This is a genomic window from Actinoplanes italicus (genome assembly GCF_003001815.1).
Taxonomy (GTDB): Bacteria; Actinomycetota; Actinomycetes; order Mycobacteriales; family Micromonosporaceae; genus Actinoplanes; species Actinoplanes italicus.
Genome location: NZ_PVMZ01000016.1, coordinates 165,581 through 180,276 on the forward strand (window position 1 = coordinate 165,581; position 14,696 = coordinate 180,276).

The window sequence follows — 14,696 nt, forward strand, 5'->3', positions numbered from 1 at the left end:
ATCATTACCGTGTGAACGATGCGCACCAGCGAGGAGATCTATCACCGGGTGCGCTGGGATCCCCGGCTCGATGCGGCCCGCTTCGTGATCGGGGTCGACGTCCACGGGGCCGAGGCCAAGCGGGTGCCGCTGGCCGCGTTCGTGCCCGGTGGGGACATCCCCTGGCATCGGGTGCTGTTCTTCGAGGCCGACGGGGAACGTGTGTGGGACCGCACGACCGGTGTGGACCTGCTCGGCTCCTCGCGGGCCGGGCGCGTCCGGGTGCCGCGACGGCTGGGGGCGCCGTTCTTCACCCCGCGGACCCCGCACGCCTGGCACGAGGTGGACGGCTGGGTCCCGGCGTCCCCCGCGAAGGCCGAGCCGGTCGGCACGCTGCGGATCCTGACCTGGAACACGCTGTGGGACCGCTACGACGCTGACCTCATCGACACAGCCCGGCGGCGTCCGCTGCTGGTCGCCGAGCTGGAACGCGCCGACGCCGACGTGATCGCGCTGCAGGAGGTCGAGCGTGAGCTGCTGGAACGGCTGCTCGCGGCCGGCTGGGTGCGGCGGGACTACACGCTGTGCACCGACCCGGGCGGCAAGGACGTCGACGACAGCGGGATGCTGCTGCTGAGCCGGGTTCCGGTGCTGGAGGCGGGACGGCACACGCTGGGGCAGTACAAGCAGGTCACCGCGATCACCGTTCCGGGGCCCCTGGTCGTGGCGGCGGTCCATCTGACCAGTGATCACTCCGCTGACGGCCCGGGGCGGCGCGACACCGAGCTGGCGGGTCTCGCGACCGGGCTGGCCTCGCTGGACGTGCCGGTGGTCGTCGCCGGAGACGTCAACGACGGTGGTGACCTCCCGGCGCGCCGGCTCGGGCTGCGTGACGCGTGGCTCGAGGTGCACGGCGCCGGCGACGCGACCGCCACCTTCGACCCCGCCCGCAACCCGCTCGCGGCGGTCGGGTCGCTCACCCGGCGGGCGTCGCGGCTGGACCGGGTGCTGCTGCGGGGCGGTGAGCTCACCGTCCTGGAGGCGGGGCTCGCGGGTGACGTACCGAAGGATGGCCTTTTCGCCTCTGATCACTTCGCTGTCGTCGTCGACCTGGCGGTGGGTGCGGCCCCGGTGGAGACGGTCGATGCCCGGCCGACGGCCCGGACCGCGGTGGCGTGGCTGCCGCCGCAGCGGCTGTGGCCACCCGTCCAGGAGGTGCGCCGGGTTCTGGACCCGCAGTTCGACCGGTGGCCACCGCACGTGAACGTGCTTTTCGGTTTCCTTCCGGAGGCCGATTTCGACGAGGCAGCGCCCCATCTGGCAGCCGCGGCGGCCGAGGTCTCCCCTTTCGAGGCGACCCTCGACGGTGTACGCCGATTCGCCCACCGTGACGACACGACGGTCTGGCTCGATCCGGCGGCGCGGAATCCGGCGCCGTGGGCGGGACTGCACCGCGCGTTGCAGCGGCGGTTCCCGCAGTGCCGCGGCCGGGCCGAGGGCTACACACCGCACCTGACGCTGGGCCGGGCCTCGGGACCGGAGACCGCCACCGCCGGGCTGCGGCCCGCGACGGCACGGATCGACCGGCTGGTGCTGCTGTCCCGGCGCGGCGACGAGCCGATGTATCCGCGGGCGGAGCTGATGCTGGGCACCGGTGAGGTGCGCTGGCTGCCCGGCCCGGAGGCGCCCGCACCGGTCCGGGTGGAGACGGCCGGGGTCCTCGGCCGGCTGCGGGCGGCCCTGTCCGGGGGGATCGTGCACCTGGCGGGGTCCCGGCGGCTCGGCTGTGACCTGCCCGGCGCCGACCTGGATCTGGTGGCCGTGCTTCCCGGCCGGGCCGACGTCGAGGACCTGCGGCGACGGGTCGCCGCGGCGGTCGGTGCGCCGTGGTCGGTGCGGCCGGTGACCGGGGCGCGGGTGCCGGGTCTGCGGCTGTCCGACGGCGGTCTCACGGTCGACCTGGTCACCGTGGGTGCGGGCGGGCTGCCGCCGGCCGAGGCGGTGGCCAGGCGGGCGGAGCTGGACGAGGCGTCCGCGGTGGCGTTGAGTGCCGTGTCGGACGCCGAGGCGGTGCTGGCGGCGACGGCCTCGGTGCCCGGCTTCGCCGGCCTGGCCCGCTCGGTGAAGGCGTGGGCGCGGGCGCGGGGGCTGGACTCGGCGCCGTTCGGCGGGCTGCCGGGGCTGGCGTGGGTCGTGCTCGCGGCGCGGACCGCGCTGGAGGCCGGTGACCTGCCGCCGGCCGGGTTGCTGCGTCACTTCTTCGGCACCTGGGCGGCCTGGGACTGGACCGTGCCCGTGACCCTCACCGGTGGTGCCACGGCGCTGACGGAGGCGTACCCGATGATGGTCTTGACCCCGTCCTGGCCCGTCCGGATCTGCACCGGCCAGGTCGGCGCGGGGTTCCGTGACCTGGTCACGCACGAGCTCTACCAGTCGTGGGAGGGACAGCCGGCGACCGCCGCGCACCGGCGGCACCGGGCCTGGGCGGTGGTGACCGTGCGGCAGGTGGCCGGTGAGCCGTTCGAGGAGACGACCGGCCGGTTCCGGGGGCGGGTGCGTGCGCTGCTGACCGCCCTCGAGGAGGCCGGTGTCGCCGACGCGCACGCGTGGCCGCGCCCGTTCGGCACGGGTGCGGCGATCCGGGAGTACGCGGTCGGGCTGGGACGGCGCCCGCCCGGCGCCGCGGCGCTGGAATCGATCCTGTCCGGGTGGCTCGGTGGCCTGCCCGGTGTCAGGGTCGACCGGGTGGACGGCGCGGCGGTGCCGACACTGCACTGAGACGTGTCAGCCGTCCCCACAGCGACGCGACGCCGATCGCGGCCGCCAGCAGCATGAGGCTGCCGGCGATGTCGAGGACGTAGTGGTTGGCCGTGCCCAGCACGATCGCGATCATGAGCAGGGGAAACGCCCATGCCAGCAGCGCCGCGCGGGGATGCGTGGCCCGCAGCGCGGTCCACACCGCGTAGGCGCACCACAGCGACCAGCCGACGTGCATGCTCGGCATGGCCGTGAGGTGGGTGGGCCTGATCCAGCTCTCGTGGGCCGCCTGGCCGACGATGTCGTGGACCGCGACGAGGTCGACCGTGCCCGGCAGCGCGAACCGCGGCGGCGACATCGGGATCGCCCAGTAGATCGGCAGGACCAGCACCATCATCGCGACCATCGTCCGGCGAACCCGGCGATAGACGTCGGCGTGCCGGAGGGACACCCACAGCAGGGTTCCGGCGACGACCACGTAGTACAGGCGATAGACGTACACCGCGAACGGGCTCAGGGTCTCGCGCGCGGTCAGCCAGGCGTTCGCGGCCCGCTCGATGTCGAGGTGCATCGCGTGTTCCATCGACTGCAGGGTCAGGGCGTTGGCCGCGGCGGCCGCGAGGTCCCGGCCCGCGGCGGCGTGCAGGCGCGAGAACAGCACAAGACAGACGGTCAGGAACACCAGTTCGAGGAGTACGCCGGAACGCGTCTTCACAAGGTCAACGTAGCGGCCCGCCGGGGCCACGTCGAAAAAGCGTTGAACCTTCGGCGGCCGGGGCCCGTAGTGCCGGGCAGAAGGCGAAAGTGTTTACGGAAAGGGCGGACGCGTTCGTGGCGCCGGACTACTCGACCGGACCTGTGCATCACCGGGGGCAGGGCCTGGTTCCGCGGCAGCGGGCCGCGTTCGTGGAGTCCGACGGCGATCAACAGTCCTGGCCCAGCTCCCGGCCGGACATGTACGCGACGGACTGGTCGCCGCGCCGTCGCCGCCGCAAGGGCCGCCGCCGGGCCCGGGGAACGGGCCGCACCCTGTCGATCATGCTGGTGGTGAGTGCCGCCGTCGGCGGGGCCGGATTCGTGGCCGTCAGCGGCGAGGACCGTCCGGTCACCGCGACCACCACCGTCGGCGCCGCGCTGCAGCCGAAGGCGAGCACCCCACCGGCCGCCACGCGGGGCCGGGTACGCGCCGCCCCGGTGCCGTCCCCGCCGGTCTCGGCCAAGCCGGCCTCGCCGAAGGTCACCCGGCCGCCGAAGCCGATCGCCGGTCTCAACCAGACGCAGATGAACAACGCCGCGGTGATCGTGAAGGTCGCCCAGGAGAAAGACCTCCCCCGCCGGGCGATGCTGGTGGCCCTCATGACGGGGCTGCAGGAGTCGAGCCTGCGCAACCTGGCCAACACCACGATCCCGGCGTCGCTCGACCGGCCGAACGAGGGCGAGGGCGACGACTTCGACTCGCTCGGTGTCTTCCAGCAGCGCCCGAGTCAGGGCTGGGGCACCGTGGCCCAGCTGATGACGCCGCGCTATGCCGCGAACGCCTTCTACGAGCGGCTGCTCACGATCGACGACTGGGAGTCGCGCAGTCTCGGCGAGGCCGCGCAGGCCGTGCAGCGGTCGGCGCTGCCGGACGCCTACGACAAGCACGAGGAACGCGCCGTCAAGCTGGTCGACGCTCTGCTGTGAGGCGGTGAGGGTTGCGCCGGGCCGTACGGTGGTCGATGTGTTCGGCAACGTGCTGGCCGGCCATCGGCGTCGCGCCAACCTCACCCAGGAGGACCTGGCCGAACGGACCGGACTGAGCGTACGCAGCCTTCGCGACCTGGAGAACGGCCGGGTCGCGCGGCCCCGGCCGTCCACGTTGAACCTGCTCGCCGACGCGCTGGCCCTGTCCTCGGGTGAGCGCGAACGGTTCCTGGGTGCCGCCGCCCCCTCCCCGCCCGGGGTTCCCCGTCAGCTGCCGCTCGACGTACCGGGCTTCTGTGGCCGCGAGACCGAGCTGGCGCAGCTGGACGCCCTGCCGGGGGACGCGGTGTCGATCGTGACGATCGGCGGGCTCGCCGGGGTCGGCAAGACCGCGCTGGCCGTCCACTGGGCCCACCGGGTCGCCGATCGGTTCCCCGACGGGCAGCTCTACGCCGACCTGCGCGGCTTCGGCCCGGCTCCGGCGGTGACCGACACGGCCGAGGTTCTCCGCGCTTTCCTGGAGGCACTCGGTGTGGCACCGGCGCGCGTCCCGGCCGGCACGGACGCGCGGTCGGCTCTGCTGCGTGGTCTGCTCGGTGACCGGCGCATGCTCGTGGTGCTCGACAACGCGCGCGGCGACGAGCAGGTCCGCCCGCTGCTGCCGGGCACCGGAGCCACCACCGTCGTGGTGACCAGCCGTGACCGGCTCGCCGGGCTCGTCGCCTCGGCCGGTGCCCGGCCGCTGCGGCTCGACGTGCTGTCCGGCGCCCAGGCACGGGCGCTGCTGGCCGCCCGTGTCGGCGCGGATCGACTGGCCGGTGACCCCGGCGCGACCGGCATGATCGTCGCGGCGACCGCCGGGTTGCCGCTGGCGCTCGCGATGGTCGCCGCCCGGGTGGCGTTCCATCCGGGCTTCCCGCTGGCCGCGTTCGCCGGCGACCTCGGCGTGACCGCCGACCTGCGTCGGGTCTTCTCCTGGTCGTACGGTGCGCTCGCACCGCCCGCGGCAGAGCTGTTCCGGCTGCTCGGCCTGCATCCGGGCCCGGAGGTGACCGTCCCGGCGGCTGCCGCGCTCACCGGGCGTACGGTCGGCGACACCGCCCAGTCGCTCGCCGAACTGGCCCGCCTGCATCTCCTGACAGAGCAGCGGCCGGGCCGCTTCCTGCTGCACGACCTGGTCCACGACTACGCCGCCGCGGTCGCCGACCAGGATCGGGAGGCCACCGAGCGCCTCTACCGGTACTTCCTCGACGAGGCGGCCGCCGCCGCCGTGGCCGTCCAGCCTCAGTGGCTGTCGCCGCTGCCGACGCCCCCCGTCGTCCCGGCGCCGGATGCGGCCCGCACGTTCCTCGCCACCGAGCATCAGGTGCTCGTCGCCGCCGCACGCCAGGCCGCGGAGAACGGCTTCGAGGCGTTCACATGGCGGCTGGCCTGGTGCCTGGCCGCCTGGTTCGCGCCGAACGGCCGCTGGCAGGACAACGAGACCGTCCAGCGGACCGCCCTCGACGCGGCGCGCCGCTGCGACGACCGGCTCGGCATCGCGACCGCCTGCCGGATGCTGGCCCGCGCCGAGACCCGGCTCGGCCGCCTGGACGCCGCCGAGGCCCACATGGCCGAGGCACACGACCGCTACCGGGAGCTGGGCGACGCCGGCGGGCAGGCGCAGACGCTGCACAACCTGGCCGAGGTACGGCAGATGACCGGCCGTGTCGAGGAGGCCGTCGCCGCCGTGGGTGACGCGGTCACGCTGTACCGCGAGGCCGGGCACCGCGACGGCGAGGCCCGGTCACTCAACGCCCTGGGCTGGCTGTACGCGCAGGCCGGACGCTACCCGGAGGCGGTCGGCTGCTGCACCGCCGCGCTGGCGGTGCAGCGTGGGAGCGGTGACCTCAACGGTCAGGCGGCCACCCTCGACAGTCTGGCCTTCGCGTACGACCGCCAGGGCCGGACGGTGGAGGCCACCGCCGCCGCCGAGGAGGCCGTCCGGCTGTTCCGGGAGTCCGGCGACCGGTATCACGAGGCGGAGACCCGCGGACGACTCGGCGACATCCACCGGGCGGCCGGTGACCACACGGAGGCCGTACGGGCGTGGCGGGCCGCGATCCGGATCTTCGACGAGCTGAACGACCCGGCCGCCGACGAGCTGCGCCGGCGGCTCGGCCCGCTCACGCGGACGGATACGTCTCGCCCCTGAGCCACTGAGGATCCCAGTGGCCGTCGTCGTACCGTTCGCGGTGGTACCACCTGTTGTCCGAACCCTTGCAGTTGACGGTGAGCCCCCAGTCGCTCAGCCAGAAGTGGACGACGATGCCGGGGTTGGGTTTGCAGATCCCGCCCATGTTCAGCCACCCGGAGACGCCGGAATCGCTCGCCCACTTCGTGTACACGTTCTTGTCCGGCCCGACGACGAACACCTGGTCCCACCCGTCGGGCTTGAGCCAGATGGCGTGGGAACCGCAGTAGAACCTGCCCTGCCAGTTGAGATAGGTGCACCAGCCGGTCGCCTGTTCCAGGATCAGGCCCGGGTGCCGCGGATTGGCGACGGCGGGCACCGCCGACGTGCCGACCGCCGCGGCAGCCGCGGCCACCACGACCGCAGCCCGGCGAAGAAAACGCTGCATTCGGTCCTCCCGACTCGACTCTGCGTCCATCGTCGACAGCAGGGACCCGGGTCACCAGGAGGTTGGGCGGCAGTTGACCGGCAGAACGCCGCCGCCGGCGACGAGTCAGCCGGCGCACACCCGGTTGCGGCCGCCGCGTTTCGCGTCGTAAAGGCGCTGGTCGGCGCGGCCCAGAGCGTCCGGCAGCGACGCGGGGCCGGCCACCTCGGCGAGGCCGAAGCTGAGGGTGACGGTCAAACCCGGTTCAATCGATTCCCATGGGTACGCCGCGACGGCCGCCCGCAGCAACTCGCACTGTGCCCGGGCGTCGTCGATCCCGGAACCGTGCAGCGCGATCAGGAACTCCTCACCGCCGAACCGGGCCACCAGATCCGTCTCGCCGGCACGTTCGAGCAGGATCGCGGCGATGCGGCGCAACACCTCGTCGCCGATGAAGTGGCCGTACCGGTCGTTGACCCGCTTGAAGAAGTCGACGTCGGCGACCGCCACACAGACCGGGCCACCGGCCGCGACCAGCTTCGGCAGCCGGTCGTCGACCGAGCGCCGGTTCGGCAGGCCGGTCAGCGCGTCCTCGGTCGCCTGGCGCTGCCACAGCAGGTTGTCGGCGGCCAGTTCGGCGCTGCGGGCCCGGTGCAGCTCCGCCTCCAGGCGCGCGTTCTCCGCCTCCAGCCGCACGTTGTCCAGCTCGAAGTGGTGCGCCGCCATCCGGGCCCGCGCCGCGGCGACCTGATTGTGCAGTTCACGCTCCAGATCGTGGAAGTCGCGGTAGTAGGCCAGCGCCGCGACGAAGTCACCGATCCGCTCGTGCGCCTCGGACAGCTCCCGCGAGATCTCCATGGCCATCGGCTTCTCGCCCGCGGTGTGTGCGCGGTCCAGAGCCAGGCGCAGGCCCTCGATCGCCTCGCTGTGCTCGCCACGCATCAGACGGACCCGCGCCTGGTGCTGCAGCGCCGCCGACTCCAGCGTGCTGTATCCGGCCCGGACCGCGATCAGCCGCGAGTCCTCGATCAGCTGCGCCGCGCCGTCCAGGTCACCGGCCAGCGCCAGCAGCATCCCGTAGTTGTCGAGGCTGATCGCCTCCCGGAACGGGTGCCGCGCGTCGCGCGCCAGCCGCAGCGCCTCGGCCACGTAGCCCAGCGCGCCGGTCAGCACCCGTTCGGCGGCGTCGTTCTCGCCGCGACCGCGAAGACGCGTCACCTCGTACACCGCGTTGTCGCTGACGTTGTTGAGGATGCAGAACCGGGCCTCGGCGTTCATGCCCTCGGCCATGTCGAGGGCCAGCATGAGGCTCTCGGTGCTCAGCTCACGGTCACCCATACTGCCGCGGACCACGCCGGTCCGGTTGTGCACCCAGTAGAGCAGCTCCCGGTTGCCCAGCTCCTGCGCGATGTCACGGGCGACGGCCAGAACGCCGAGCGCCTCGTCGTGCATGCCGAGCTCGATCAGCGGCATGGCCTGCAGCGTCAGGACCTCACAGAGGCCGATCCGGTCGTCGAGCCCTTCCAGGATCACGACCGCCGTACGGCAGGCGGAGATAGCCTCCTCCTGCCGCCCCACCCGCATCAGCTGGGTGGCCAGGGAGCGCAGAGCCGCCGCCTCGCCGGCCGCGTCACCGGTCGAGGAGGCCAGGTCAGCGGCCGCGCGGGCCAGCTCGCAGCCGGCCCGGTAGTCACCCGCGAGCCGCTTGTCCTCGGCCCGTTCCAGCAGGCCACGAACCGTCGAGGTGTCGCTGTCGGCCGTATCAACCGTGGTCAAGCCGTCCTCCCTCAACACCGGGACCGGGTGGCCGCCGATCAGGCATGACGCACATCGACACGCCCGCGTCGATCATAAGAAGTTCGGCGTCCTCCGTGCTGTCATCTAACGGCGCGGCTCGTCGAGCGGCAGCCCTGCTGCGCTGAGGAACACCCGCAGCGTCTCGGCCAGCTCGTCGAGCCGCTCGTCCTCGATGAAGACGAGCCCGGCCGCCGCCAGCGCGTCAGCGGTGCATTCGGCGATCTCCCTCATGCCGTCGACGGTCGTCATGCCCGGCCCCTTCCTGTCGGCCTCACTCTTGCGGGCTCGATGGCCGGTCTGTCAGGTATCGGAAGACGACGTCCTGATTGAACGCGGAGCAGGTTGCCGCACGGGCGGAGCTACGGCGTTCACGGCAGCGGCGGTCCGGCACAGCAAGCGGCCGGACGCCGAGGTGACGCCGAGCCTTCACCGGCGGCGTCCGCGACGGCGAGTTCGACAGGTGACACCCCGTACGAAAGTCGCCGCTCAGTCGGGTAGCAGCGGCCGCATAAAGGTCCGCTCGTAACGCAGGACGCAGCCCGACTCGTCCCGGATCCGGTCCGCCGCGACGAACTCCGGGTCGTCGCCGAAGCGGGAACGATAGCGCTCGTAGGCGGCCAGACTCTCGAAACTGAACAGCGCCTCGGCCCGATCGCTCGCGCCCTCGGCCGGCAGGAAGTAGCCGTGGTGGATGCCGCCGTGCTTGGCCACCAGGCGCATCCACTCCCGGGCGAAGAGCTCGAACGCCTCCATCTGTACGGGATCAACGGTGTAGTGCACGACGCAGGTAATCATCGGACGAGCGTAGGCACGACCGGCGCCGTCGCGATCATCCGGACGCGCCGAGAAGTCGTCATCTCGTCGGGTTCCGAGTCGAAGCGGGTCCGGCGCAGCAGCTCGTGCCCGCCGGCCTCGATCCAGTACCAGCCGTCGGTCAGCCCGAACCAGCTCAGGCTCGGCGGGTCGCCGTCCCACGACTCCGCGTCGTCCAGCGGACGCAACTCGAACCGGAACCCGATGACCGAACCAGTATCCCGGCCGGGTCTGACAGGCTGATCGCCATGGTGCCGTTGAGAATCACGTACGACGAGGTCGCCAATGCCGCCTACGTCTACTTCCAGCCGCCCGGCACCCCCGTGGCGAAGATGTACCCGTGCGACCCGATCGACGTCGACGGCATGATCAACCTGGACTTCGACGAGGCCGGCCGCCTGATCGGCCTCGAGGTGCTGGACGCCCGGGCGAAACTGGCCCCCGAGCTGCTGTCACAGGCCGAGGACATCACCCGCCGGCCCGCGAACGGGGAGTAGCCGCCGTGCGCGTCCGGCTGGAGCGTCGGCCCGAGGTCACCGAGGTCGGCTTCTGGGACCGGGCCCGATCCTACGAGCAGGCGAAACAGTGGTGGTCTACCCCTGCACCACGGTCGGGGAATGCCGGAAGGAACACTCGCCCGCTCCCACTCCCGCTCAGGGCCGATGAAACATGTCGGAGGTGGGTGGCAGAATCCCGCGCGTGGATCGGACCGGGGGCGTGCTGCTCCCCGACGACGGGAAAAGGCCATGACCACACTGACCGGGTACGCGGTCTCGCACTGGGGTGACGACCCGTGGGCGCGTGGTTCGTGGAGTCTGATCGGCCGTGACGGCACCCCGGACGACCGGTCGGCGCTCGGGGCTCCGATCGGGACGCGTCTGCGTCTGGCCGGCGAGGCCACCCACCCGGCCAGGGCAGGGATGACCCATGGGGCCTATGAGCAGGGTGTCGCCGCCGCGGTCTGGGCCGCGGGTCTCGGGCACGCCCGGGTGGGCGTGGTCGGTGCCGGGATCGCCGGGCTGGCCGCCGCCCGCGCGCTGTCGGCTCGTGGCGTCGACGTGCAGGTGTGGGAGGCCCGGGACAGGCCCGGCGGGCGCACCACCGGGGCCGAGATCGGCGGCACCGGCTTCGACCTGGGCGCGAACTGGCTGCAGCAGTACGACGAGAACGTGCTGGCCCGCCTCGCCGAGAAGTTGAGCCTGCGTACCGTACCCACAGATTTCCATGATCCTCTGGTTTTGACAGGCGCCGTTCCCGGCTTCGCTCCCGACGCCATCGAGGCCGAACTGCGGGCCCGGCTGCAGGCGGCTCCGGTGGGCTCGTCGATCGCCGATGTGCTGGACGAGTGGCTGCGTGACCCGGGGCCGTGGGATCCGCGGGCGATCCGCCGGTTCGTGGATGCCGAGATCGTGATGGACTCGGGGGCGCCGCTGTCGTGGCTGAGCGCCCGGTACGGCTTCGAGCCCGGCGTCGGCGAGGGCGACCGGTGGATCGTCGGCGGTTACCGGCTCCTGGTGGACCACCTGGCCGAGGGTGTCGACGTCCGGCTGGGCCATCCGGTGAGCCGGATCCTGACCGACGCCGGTGGCGTGACTCTGCTCGGTGAGACGGGTTCGCTGCGCGCGGACGCGGTGATCGTGACGGTTCCGGTCGGTGTGCTGGCGGCGGACGGCATCGAGTTCGACCCTCCGCTGCCGGCCACGCATCGCACCGCGCTGTCGCACCTGGGCATGGGCCGGGTGGAGAAGGTGATACTCAGGTTCGGCACGCGGTTCTGGCCGTCGCATCCGGCGGGCTACTTCCGGGTGCACGGGCCCGCCGACACCTGCATCAGCGAATGGCTCGACGCCACCCCCGCCGACGGCCGCCCCACGCTGGTCGGGCTGTTCGCGGGTGACTGGCTCGACGACCTCTGGGCCGGCCCGGACGCCACCATCGCCGCCCGTGCGGCAGCCGTGATCACCCGAGCCGTTGCCACTCCGGCCTGACTCCGGCACACCCGCTCTCCTTACCTCAGCCACCTGCCGCACTCCTCACCTCAGCCACCTGCCCGCTCTCCTCACCTCAGCCACCTGCCCGCTCTCCTCACCTCAGCCACCTGCCCGCTCTCCTCACCTCAGCCACCTGCCCGCACTCCTCACCTCAGCCACCCACCCGCACTCCTCACCTCAGCCACGGAGTCCGGCAGCCATGGGGCGGTGCCTGCATCCGGGGCGCCGGGACTGCGCAGCGACCGGCGCACACAAAGCGGCCGGCGCACGCGGCAGCCGACGCACGCGGCAGCCGGCGCACACAAAGCGGCCGACGCACGCGGCAGCCGGCGCACACAAAGCGGCCGACGCACGCGGCAGCCGACGCACCCAACGGCCGGAGCACGCGGCAGCCGACGCACCCAACGGCCGGAGCACGCGGCAGCCGACGCACGCAACGGCAGGAGCACACGCAACGGCCGGGAAGCCGAGACTGCGTAGCGATTGGCGCAGACGCCGCGGCAGGAGCACACGCAGCGGCACCGAGTGCTCCGATCGTCGCCATGACAACCGTGCGCGTCCACGGATCCGCAGCGTGCGCTCTTGCCGTCGCCGCCCACGACGTCACGCGCACACGGAAATCGCCAGCGTGCGCCCGAAGGCATCCGAAACCCGACCGCGCCCAAAGCCCGACCGCACCGAAACCCGACCGCACCCGAAACCCGACCGCACCCGAAACCCGACCGCACCCGAAACCCGACCGCACCCGAAACCCGACCGCAGCGGCGGCAGCACCCCGACAATCGCACTACGGCAAAATCCCAGCCCCCGGCCCAGCCAAGATCACGAAGGGCGGGTCGGCGTACGAGTGCACCCTTCCAGGCCCGGGAGGCAGCCATAGGGCACGGCCGCCCTCCAAAACCCGGTCAGGATGATCATCCAGCACAGCGATGTTGCGGCTATCGACACCCTGACCCGCCCATGGGTCGGCTGATGTCAGGATCGGCCACGGGAAACCGGTCCGGCGTACGGCCGGCAGTCAGCGGCCGGCAGTCAGCGGCCGGCAGTCAGCGGTCAGCGGTCAGCGGTCCCGCAAGTCGAACCTGCGGGCGAGCATCATCAGGCCCATCCCGGCGAGGGCGCCTCCGGCGACGATGATCGGCGTCGGGTTCATGTCCGTCGTCTGTTCGATGACCAGCCCGGCGATGCCCAGCACGAGCCCGCTGAGCACGATCAGCCCGAGCACCAGGACGAGGCGGCGAAACCCGATCATGGCGTCATCGGAACACAGGCGTCGATGTCGGCGAAAAGCCCGGCCGGGACGGGTCGCCCGGAGCGGTCGGCCAGCTGGATCCACCAGGCGCGACCGTGCGTCCAGGCGGCGGCGACGGCCCGGTCGATCGACGCGGCGTCGGCGGTGGCCGTCGCCTCGTGAACGGCCGCGACCAGGAACGGCGGCAGATCCGACTCGGCCGCCCGCGACGGGGTGAGCCAGCGCCGGGTGCTGCCGGACACGAGCCGTGCCATCCACAGCAGGTGCCGCTGGGCGTGGGTGAGAGCGTCGAGGGCCCGCATCAGCTCGCCGCGGCGGCTGACGTGGTGGGCGAGAAGCAGCCAGTTCACGAACCGGCCGCAGACCTCGTCGATCTCCTCGGCGGTCCCCGGCACCCGGGTATGCCGGGGCAGCGAGTCGAGGGCCCGCCGCAGGCCGCCGGTCCGGTCGAGGACGATCATCCGGTCGGTGTCGGCGCCGCGGGCGGGCCAGGTGCGGACGGTCTCGATGGCGGTCGCGGGTGCGAAGTGGAACTCACCGCGGACCGGGCCGGGGAAGAACGCGACGTGAGCGCCGAACTCGTTGACGACCACATGTCGCACGTCGCCCACGCCGCTGATCCAGGTGTGAGGATCCACGGCCCGGTCGCCGTGGAACAGCCAGAACTCGATGTCGCTGTACGCGTCGCCCTCACCCTGGGCGAACGAGCCGTAGGTGAGCGCCGCGACGAGCCGTTCGTCGGCACGGCAGAGACTGCCCACCCGCTCGATCAGATGCTGCTGAGGAAGCACGCGACCACTATGGCAGCAGGGCCTCGAGGTCCGGCTTGGCGGTGATGAGCCCGTCGGTGACGGCCAGGTCGGCGAGGCGGTCGACGGAGGCGCGGTTCACGTCGGCCGGCCACTTCGGGAGCACCAGGGCCTCCCGCGCCTCGGGAGCGATCTTGGTGTAGTCGGCGAGCACCGCACGTACCTCATCGGGATGTTGATCCGCGTAGGCCAGCGACTTCTTCATCGCCTCGGTGAAGCGCCGGACCAGGTCCGGGTTGCTCTTGAGGAGCTCGTTCGAGGTGAAGTACATGGCGACGGTGAGGTCCGGCGCCGCGTCGACGTAGCTGGAGGCGATCTTGCGGGCTCCGGCGGCGACTGCGGCCTGCTGGAACGGCTCGACCACGAAGATCGCGTCGACGCTGCCCTTCTCGAGGGCCGGTACCTGGTCGGGGAAGGCGAGCTCGGTGAACTTGACGGCCGCGGCGTCACCGCCGTCCTTGCGGACCGACTCGCGGACCGTGGTCTCGACGATGTTCTTCAGCGTGTTCGCGGCGACAGTCTTGCCGGCCAGGTCCTTCGGCGACTTGATCGGGCTGTCCGCCTTGACGAAGAGCCCGGCGAAGTCCTTGCCGTCGACGCCGGTGGAGTTGACGCCGTTGGCGACGGCCTTGACCGGCACGTTCTTGGTGGCGCCGATCAGCAGCGAGATCGTGTTGCTGAACCCGAACTGGAACTCCTTGCTGAGCACCGCCGGGACGATCGCGGCGCCGCCCTGCGCGGTGGTCAGGGTGAGGTCGATGTTCTGCTCGGTGAAGAAGCCCTGCTTCTTGCCGAGGTAGATGGGCGCGACGTCGACGATCGCGATGACCCCGGTGTTGACCTTGTCGGGCTGGCCGTCGGCCGGCGGCTGCTCGTCGTCGGTGCCGCACCCGGCGGCGGCGAGCAGCAGGGCGGTCGTCACTGCGGCGATCAGCCGCGATCCACGCATGCGTGAAAGCTAGACCCATCATCCACATGCGTCAATTCCCATCAAGTCGGCCCCACCCGTGCCGAA

The 14,696-nt window shown here is 72.1% G+C and carries 14 protein-coding genes; 5 read left to right on the forward strand and 9 right to left on the reverse strand.

Translation table 11 applies throughout. The features are described 5' to 3' along the window. Positions 1-18 precede the first annotated feature (18 nt). Entirely contained in the window at positions 19-2,757 is a 2,739-nt protein-coding gene (locus tag CLV67_RS33120) for a poly(A) polymerase (protein WP_106325502.1), read from the forward strand. Here CLV67_RS33120 and CLV67_RS33125 read toward each other — a convergent pair. Continuing rightward, complete coding sequence (locus tag CLV67_RS33125) at positions 2,711-3,451, reverse strand: phosphatase PAP2 family protein (protein WP_203737874.1); 741 nt, start codon at positions 3,449-3,451, stop codon at positions 2,711-2,713. The two genes, CLV67_RS33120 and CLV67_RS33125, sit on opposite strands and share 47 nt — an antisense overlap. 89 nt (positions 3,452-3,540) lie before the next feature. Here CLV67_RS33125 and CLV67_RS33130 point away from each other — a divergent pair, with 89 nt between their 5' ends. Together CLV67_RS33130 and CLV67_RS33135 are read left to right on the forward strand one after the other, a co-directional pair. Then, the gene (locus CLV67_RS33130) at positions 3,541-4,419 is read left to right on the forward strand and encodes a hypothetical protein (protein ID WP_239166966.1); all 879 of its coding nucleotides are present in this window, start codon (positions 3,541-3,543) and stop codon (positions 4,417-4,419) included. Between the two features lie 37 nt (positions 4,420-4,456). Continuing rightward, entirely contained in the window at positions 4,457-6,613 is a 2,157-nt protein-coding gene (locus CLV67_RS33135; protein ID WP_170154092.1) for an ATP-binding protein, read from the forward strand. Here CLV67_RS33135 and CLV67_RS33140 read toward each other — a convergent pair. From CLV67_RS33140 to CLV67_RS33155, 5 genes are all read right to left on the reverse strand, one after another. Beyond that, complete coding sequence (locus CLV67_RS33140) at positions 6,585-7,040, reverse strand: PLL family lectin (RefSeq protein WP_146169381.1); 456 nt, start codon at positions 7,038-7,040, stop codon at positions 6,585-6,587. The genes CLV67_RS33135 and CLV67_RS33140 overlap by 29 nt on opposite strands. 105 nt (positions 7,041-7,145) lie before the next feature. Beyond that, complete coding sequence (locus tag CLV67_RS33145; protein ID WP_106325509.1) at positions 7,146-8,795, reverse strand: GGDEF domain-containing protein; 1,650 nt, start codon at positions 8,793-8,795, stop codon at positions 7,146-7,148. Between the two features lie 105 nt (positions 8,796-8,900). Then, a complete protein-coding gene (locus CLV67_RS52180) occupies positions 8,901-9,065 on the reverse strand; it encodes a hypothetical protein (RefSeq protein WP_170154093.1) in 165 nt (54 codons plus the stop codon). A 237-nt stretch (positions 9,066-9,302) separates the two neighbouring features. Beyond that, positions 9,303-9,611, reverse strand: a complete 309-nt coding sequence (locus tag CLV67_RS33150) for an NIPSNAP family protein (protein ID WP_106325510.1) — start codon at positions 9,609-9,611, stop codon at positions 9,303-9,305. Further along, on the reverse strand, positions 9,608-9,817 hold the full coding sequence (locus CLV67_RS33155; RefSeq protein ID WP_106325512.1) for a DUF5984 family protein: 210 nt from the start codon (positions 9,815-9,817) through the stop codon (positions 9,608-9,610). Before CLV67_RS33155 ends, CLV67_RS33150 begins: the two co-directional genes overlap by 4 nt. Positions 9,818-9,877: 60 nt before the next feature. On the opposite strand from CLV67_RS33155, the gene CLV67_RS33160 reads away from it, so the two are divergent. Both CLV67_RS33160 and CLV67_RS33165 read left to right on the forward strand, forming a co-directional pair. Further along, positions 9,878-10,126 carry a DUF2283 domain-containing protein gene (locus CLV67_RS33160; protein ID WP_106325514.1) on the forward strand — a complete coding sequence of 83 codons (249 nt, stop codon included), beginning with the start codon at positions 9,878-9,880 and terminating at the stop codon, positions 10,124-10,126. A gap of 249 nt (positions 10,127-10,375) precedes the next feature. Beyond that, positions 10,376-11,617: a flavin monoamine oxidase family protein gene (locus tag CLV67_RS33165; RefSeq protein WP_106325516.1), complete on the forward strand. Its 1,242-nt coding sequence runs from the start codon at positions 10,376-10,378 to the stop codon at positions 11,615-11,617. A 1,063-nt stretch (positions 11,618-12,680) separates the two neighbouring features. Here CLV67_RS33165 and CLV67_RS33170 read toward each other — a convergent pair. The 3 genes from CLV67_RS33170 to CLV67_RS33180 are packed head-to-tail and all read right to left on the reverse strand — an operon-like array spanning position 12,681 to position 14,630. After that, positions 12,681-12,872, reverse strand: coding sequence for a hypothetical protein (locus CLV67_RS33170; protein ID WP_106325518.1), 192 nt, complete (start codon positions 12,870-12,872; stop codon positions 12,681-12,683). After that, on the reverse strand, positions 12,869-13,663 hold the full coding sequence (locus tag CLV67_RS33175; RefSeq protein WP_106325520.1) for a hypothetical protein: 795 nt from the start codon (positions 13,661-13,663) through the stop codon (positions 12,869-12,871). Before CLV67_RS33175 ends, CLV67_RS33170 begins: the two co-directional genes overlap by 4 nt. 7 nt (positions 13,664-13,670) lie before the next feature. Beyond that, positions 13,671-14,630: an ABC transporter substrate-binding protein gene (locus CLV67_RS33180; protein ID WP_106325522.1), complete on the reverse strand. Its 960-nt coding sequence runs from the start codon at positions 14,628-14,630 to the stop codon at positions 13,671-13,673. Positions 14,631-14,696 lie beyond the last annotated feature (66 nt).

What these genes read in the sequence shown, in the direction of transcription:
- CLV67_RS33120 (WP_106325502.1), top strand. Translation starts at nt 19, where the DNA reads ATGCGCACCAGCGAGGAGATCTATCACCGGGTGCGCTGGGATCCCCGG.
- CLV67_RS33140 (WP_146169381.1), bottom strand. Translation starts at nt 7,040, where the DNA reads ATGCAGCGTTTTCTTCGCCGGGCTGCGGTCGTGGTGGCCGCGGCTGCC.
- CLV67_RS52180 (WP_170154093.1), bottom strand. Translation starts at nt 9,065, where the DNA reads ATGACGACCGTCGACGGCATGAGGGAGATCGCCGAATGCACCGCTGAC.
- CLV67_RS33150 (WP_106325510.1), bottom strand. Translation starts at nt 9,611, where the DNA reads ATGATTACCTGCGTCGTGCACTACACCGTTGATCCCGTACAGATGGAG.
- CLV67_RS33160 (WP_106325514.1), top strand. Translation starts at nt 9,878, where the DNA reads ATGGTGCCGTTGAGAATCACGTACGACGAGGTCGCCAATGCCGCCTAC.
- CLV67_RS33165 (WP_106325516.1), top strand. Translation starts at nt 10,376, where the DNA reads ATGACCACACTGACCGGGTACGCGGTCTCGCACTGGGGTGACGACCCG.
- CLV67_RS33170 (WP_106325518.1), bottom strand. Translation starts at nt 12,872, where the DNA reads ATGATCGGGTTTCGCCGCCTCGTCCTGGTGCTCGGGCTGATCGTGCTC.
- CLV67_RS33180 (WP_106325522.1), bottom strand. Translation starts at nt 14,630, where the DNA reads ATGCGTGGATCGCGGCTGATCGCCGCAGTGACGACCGCCCTGCTGCTC.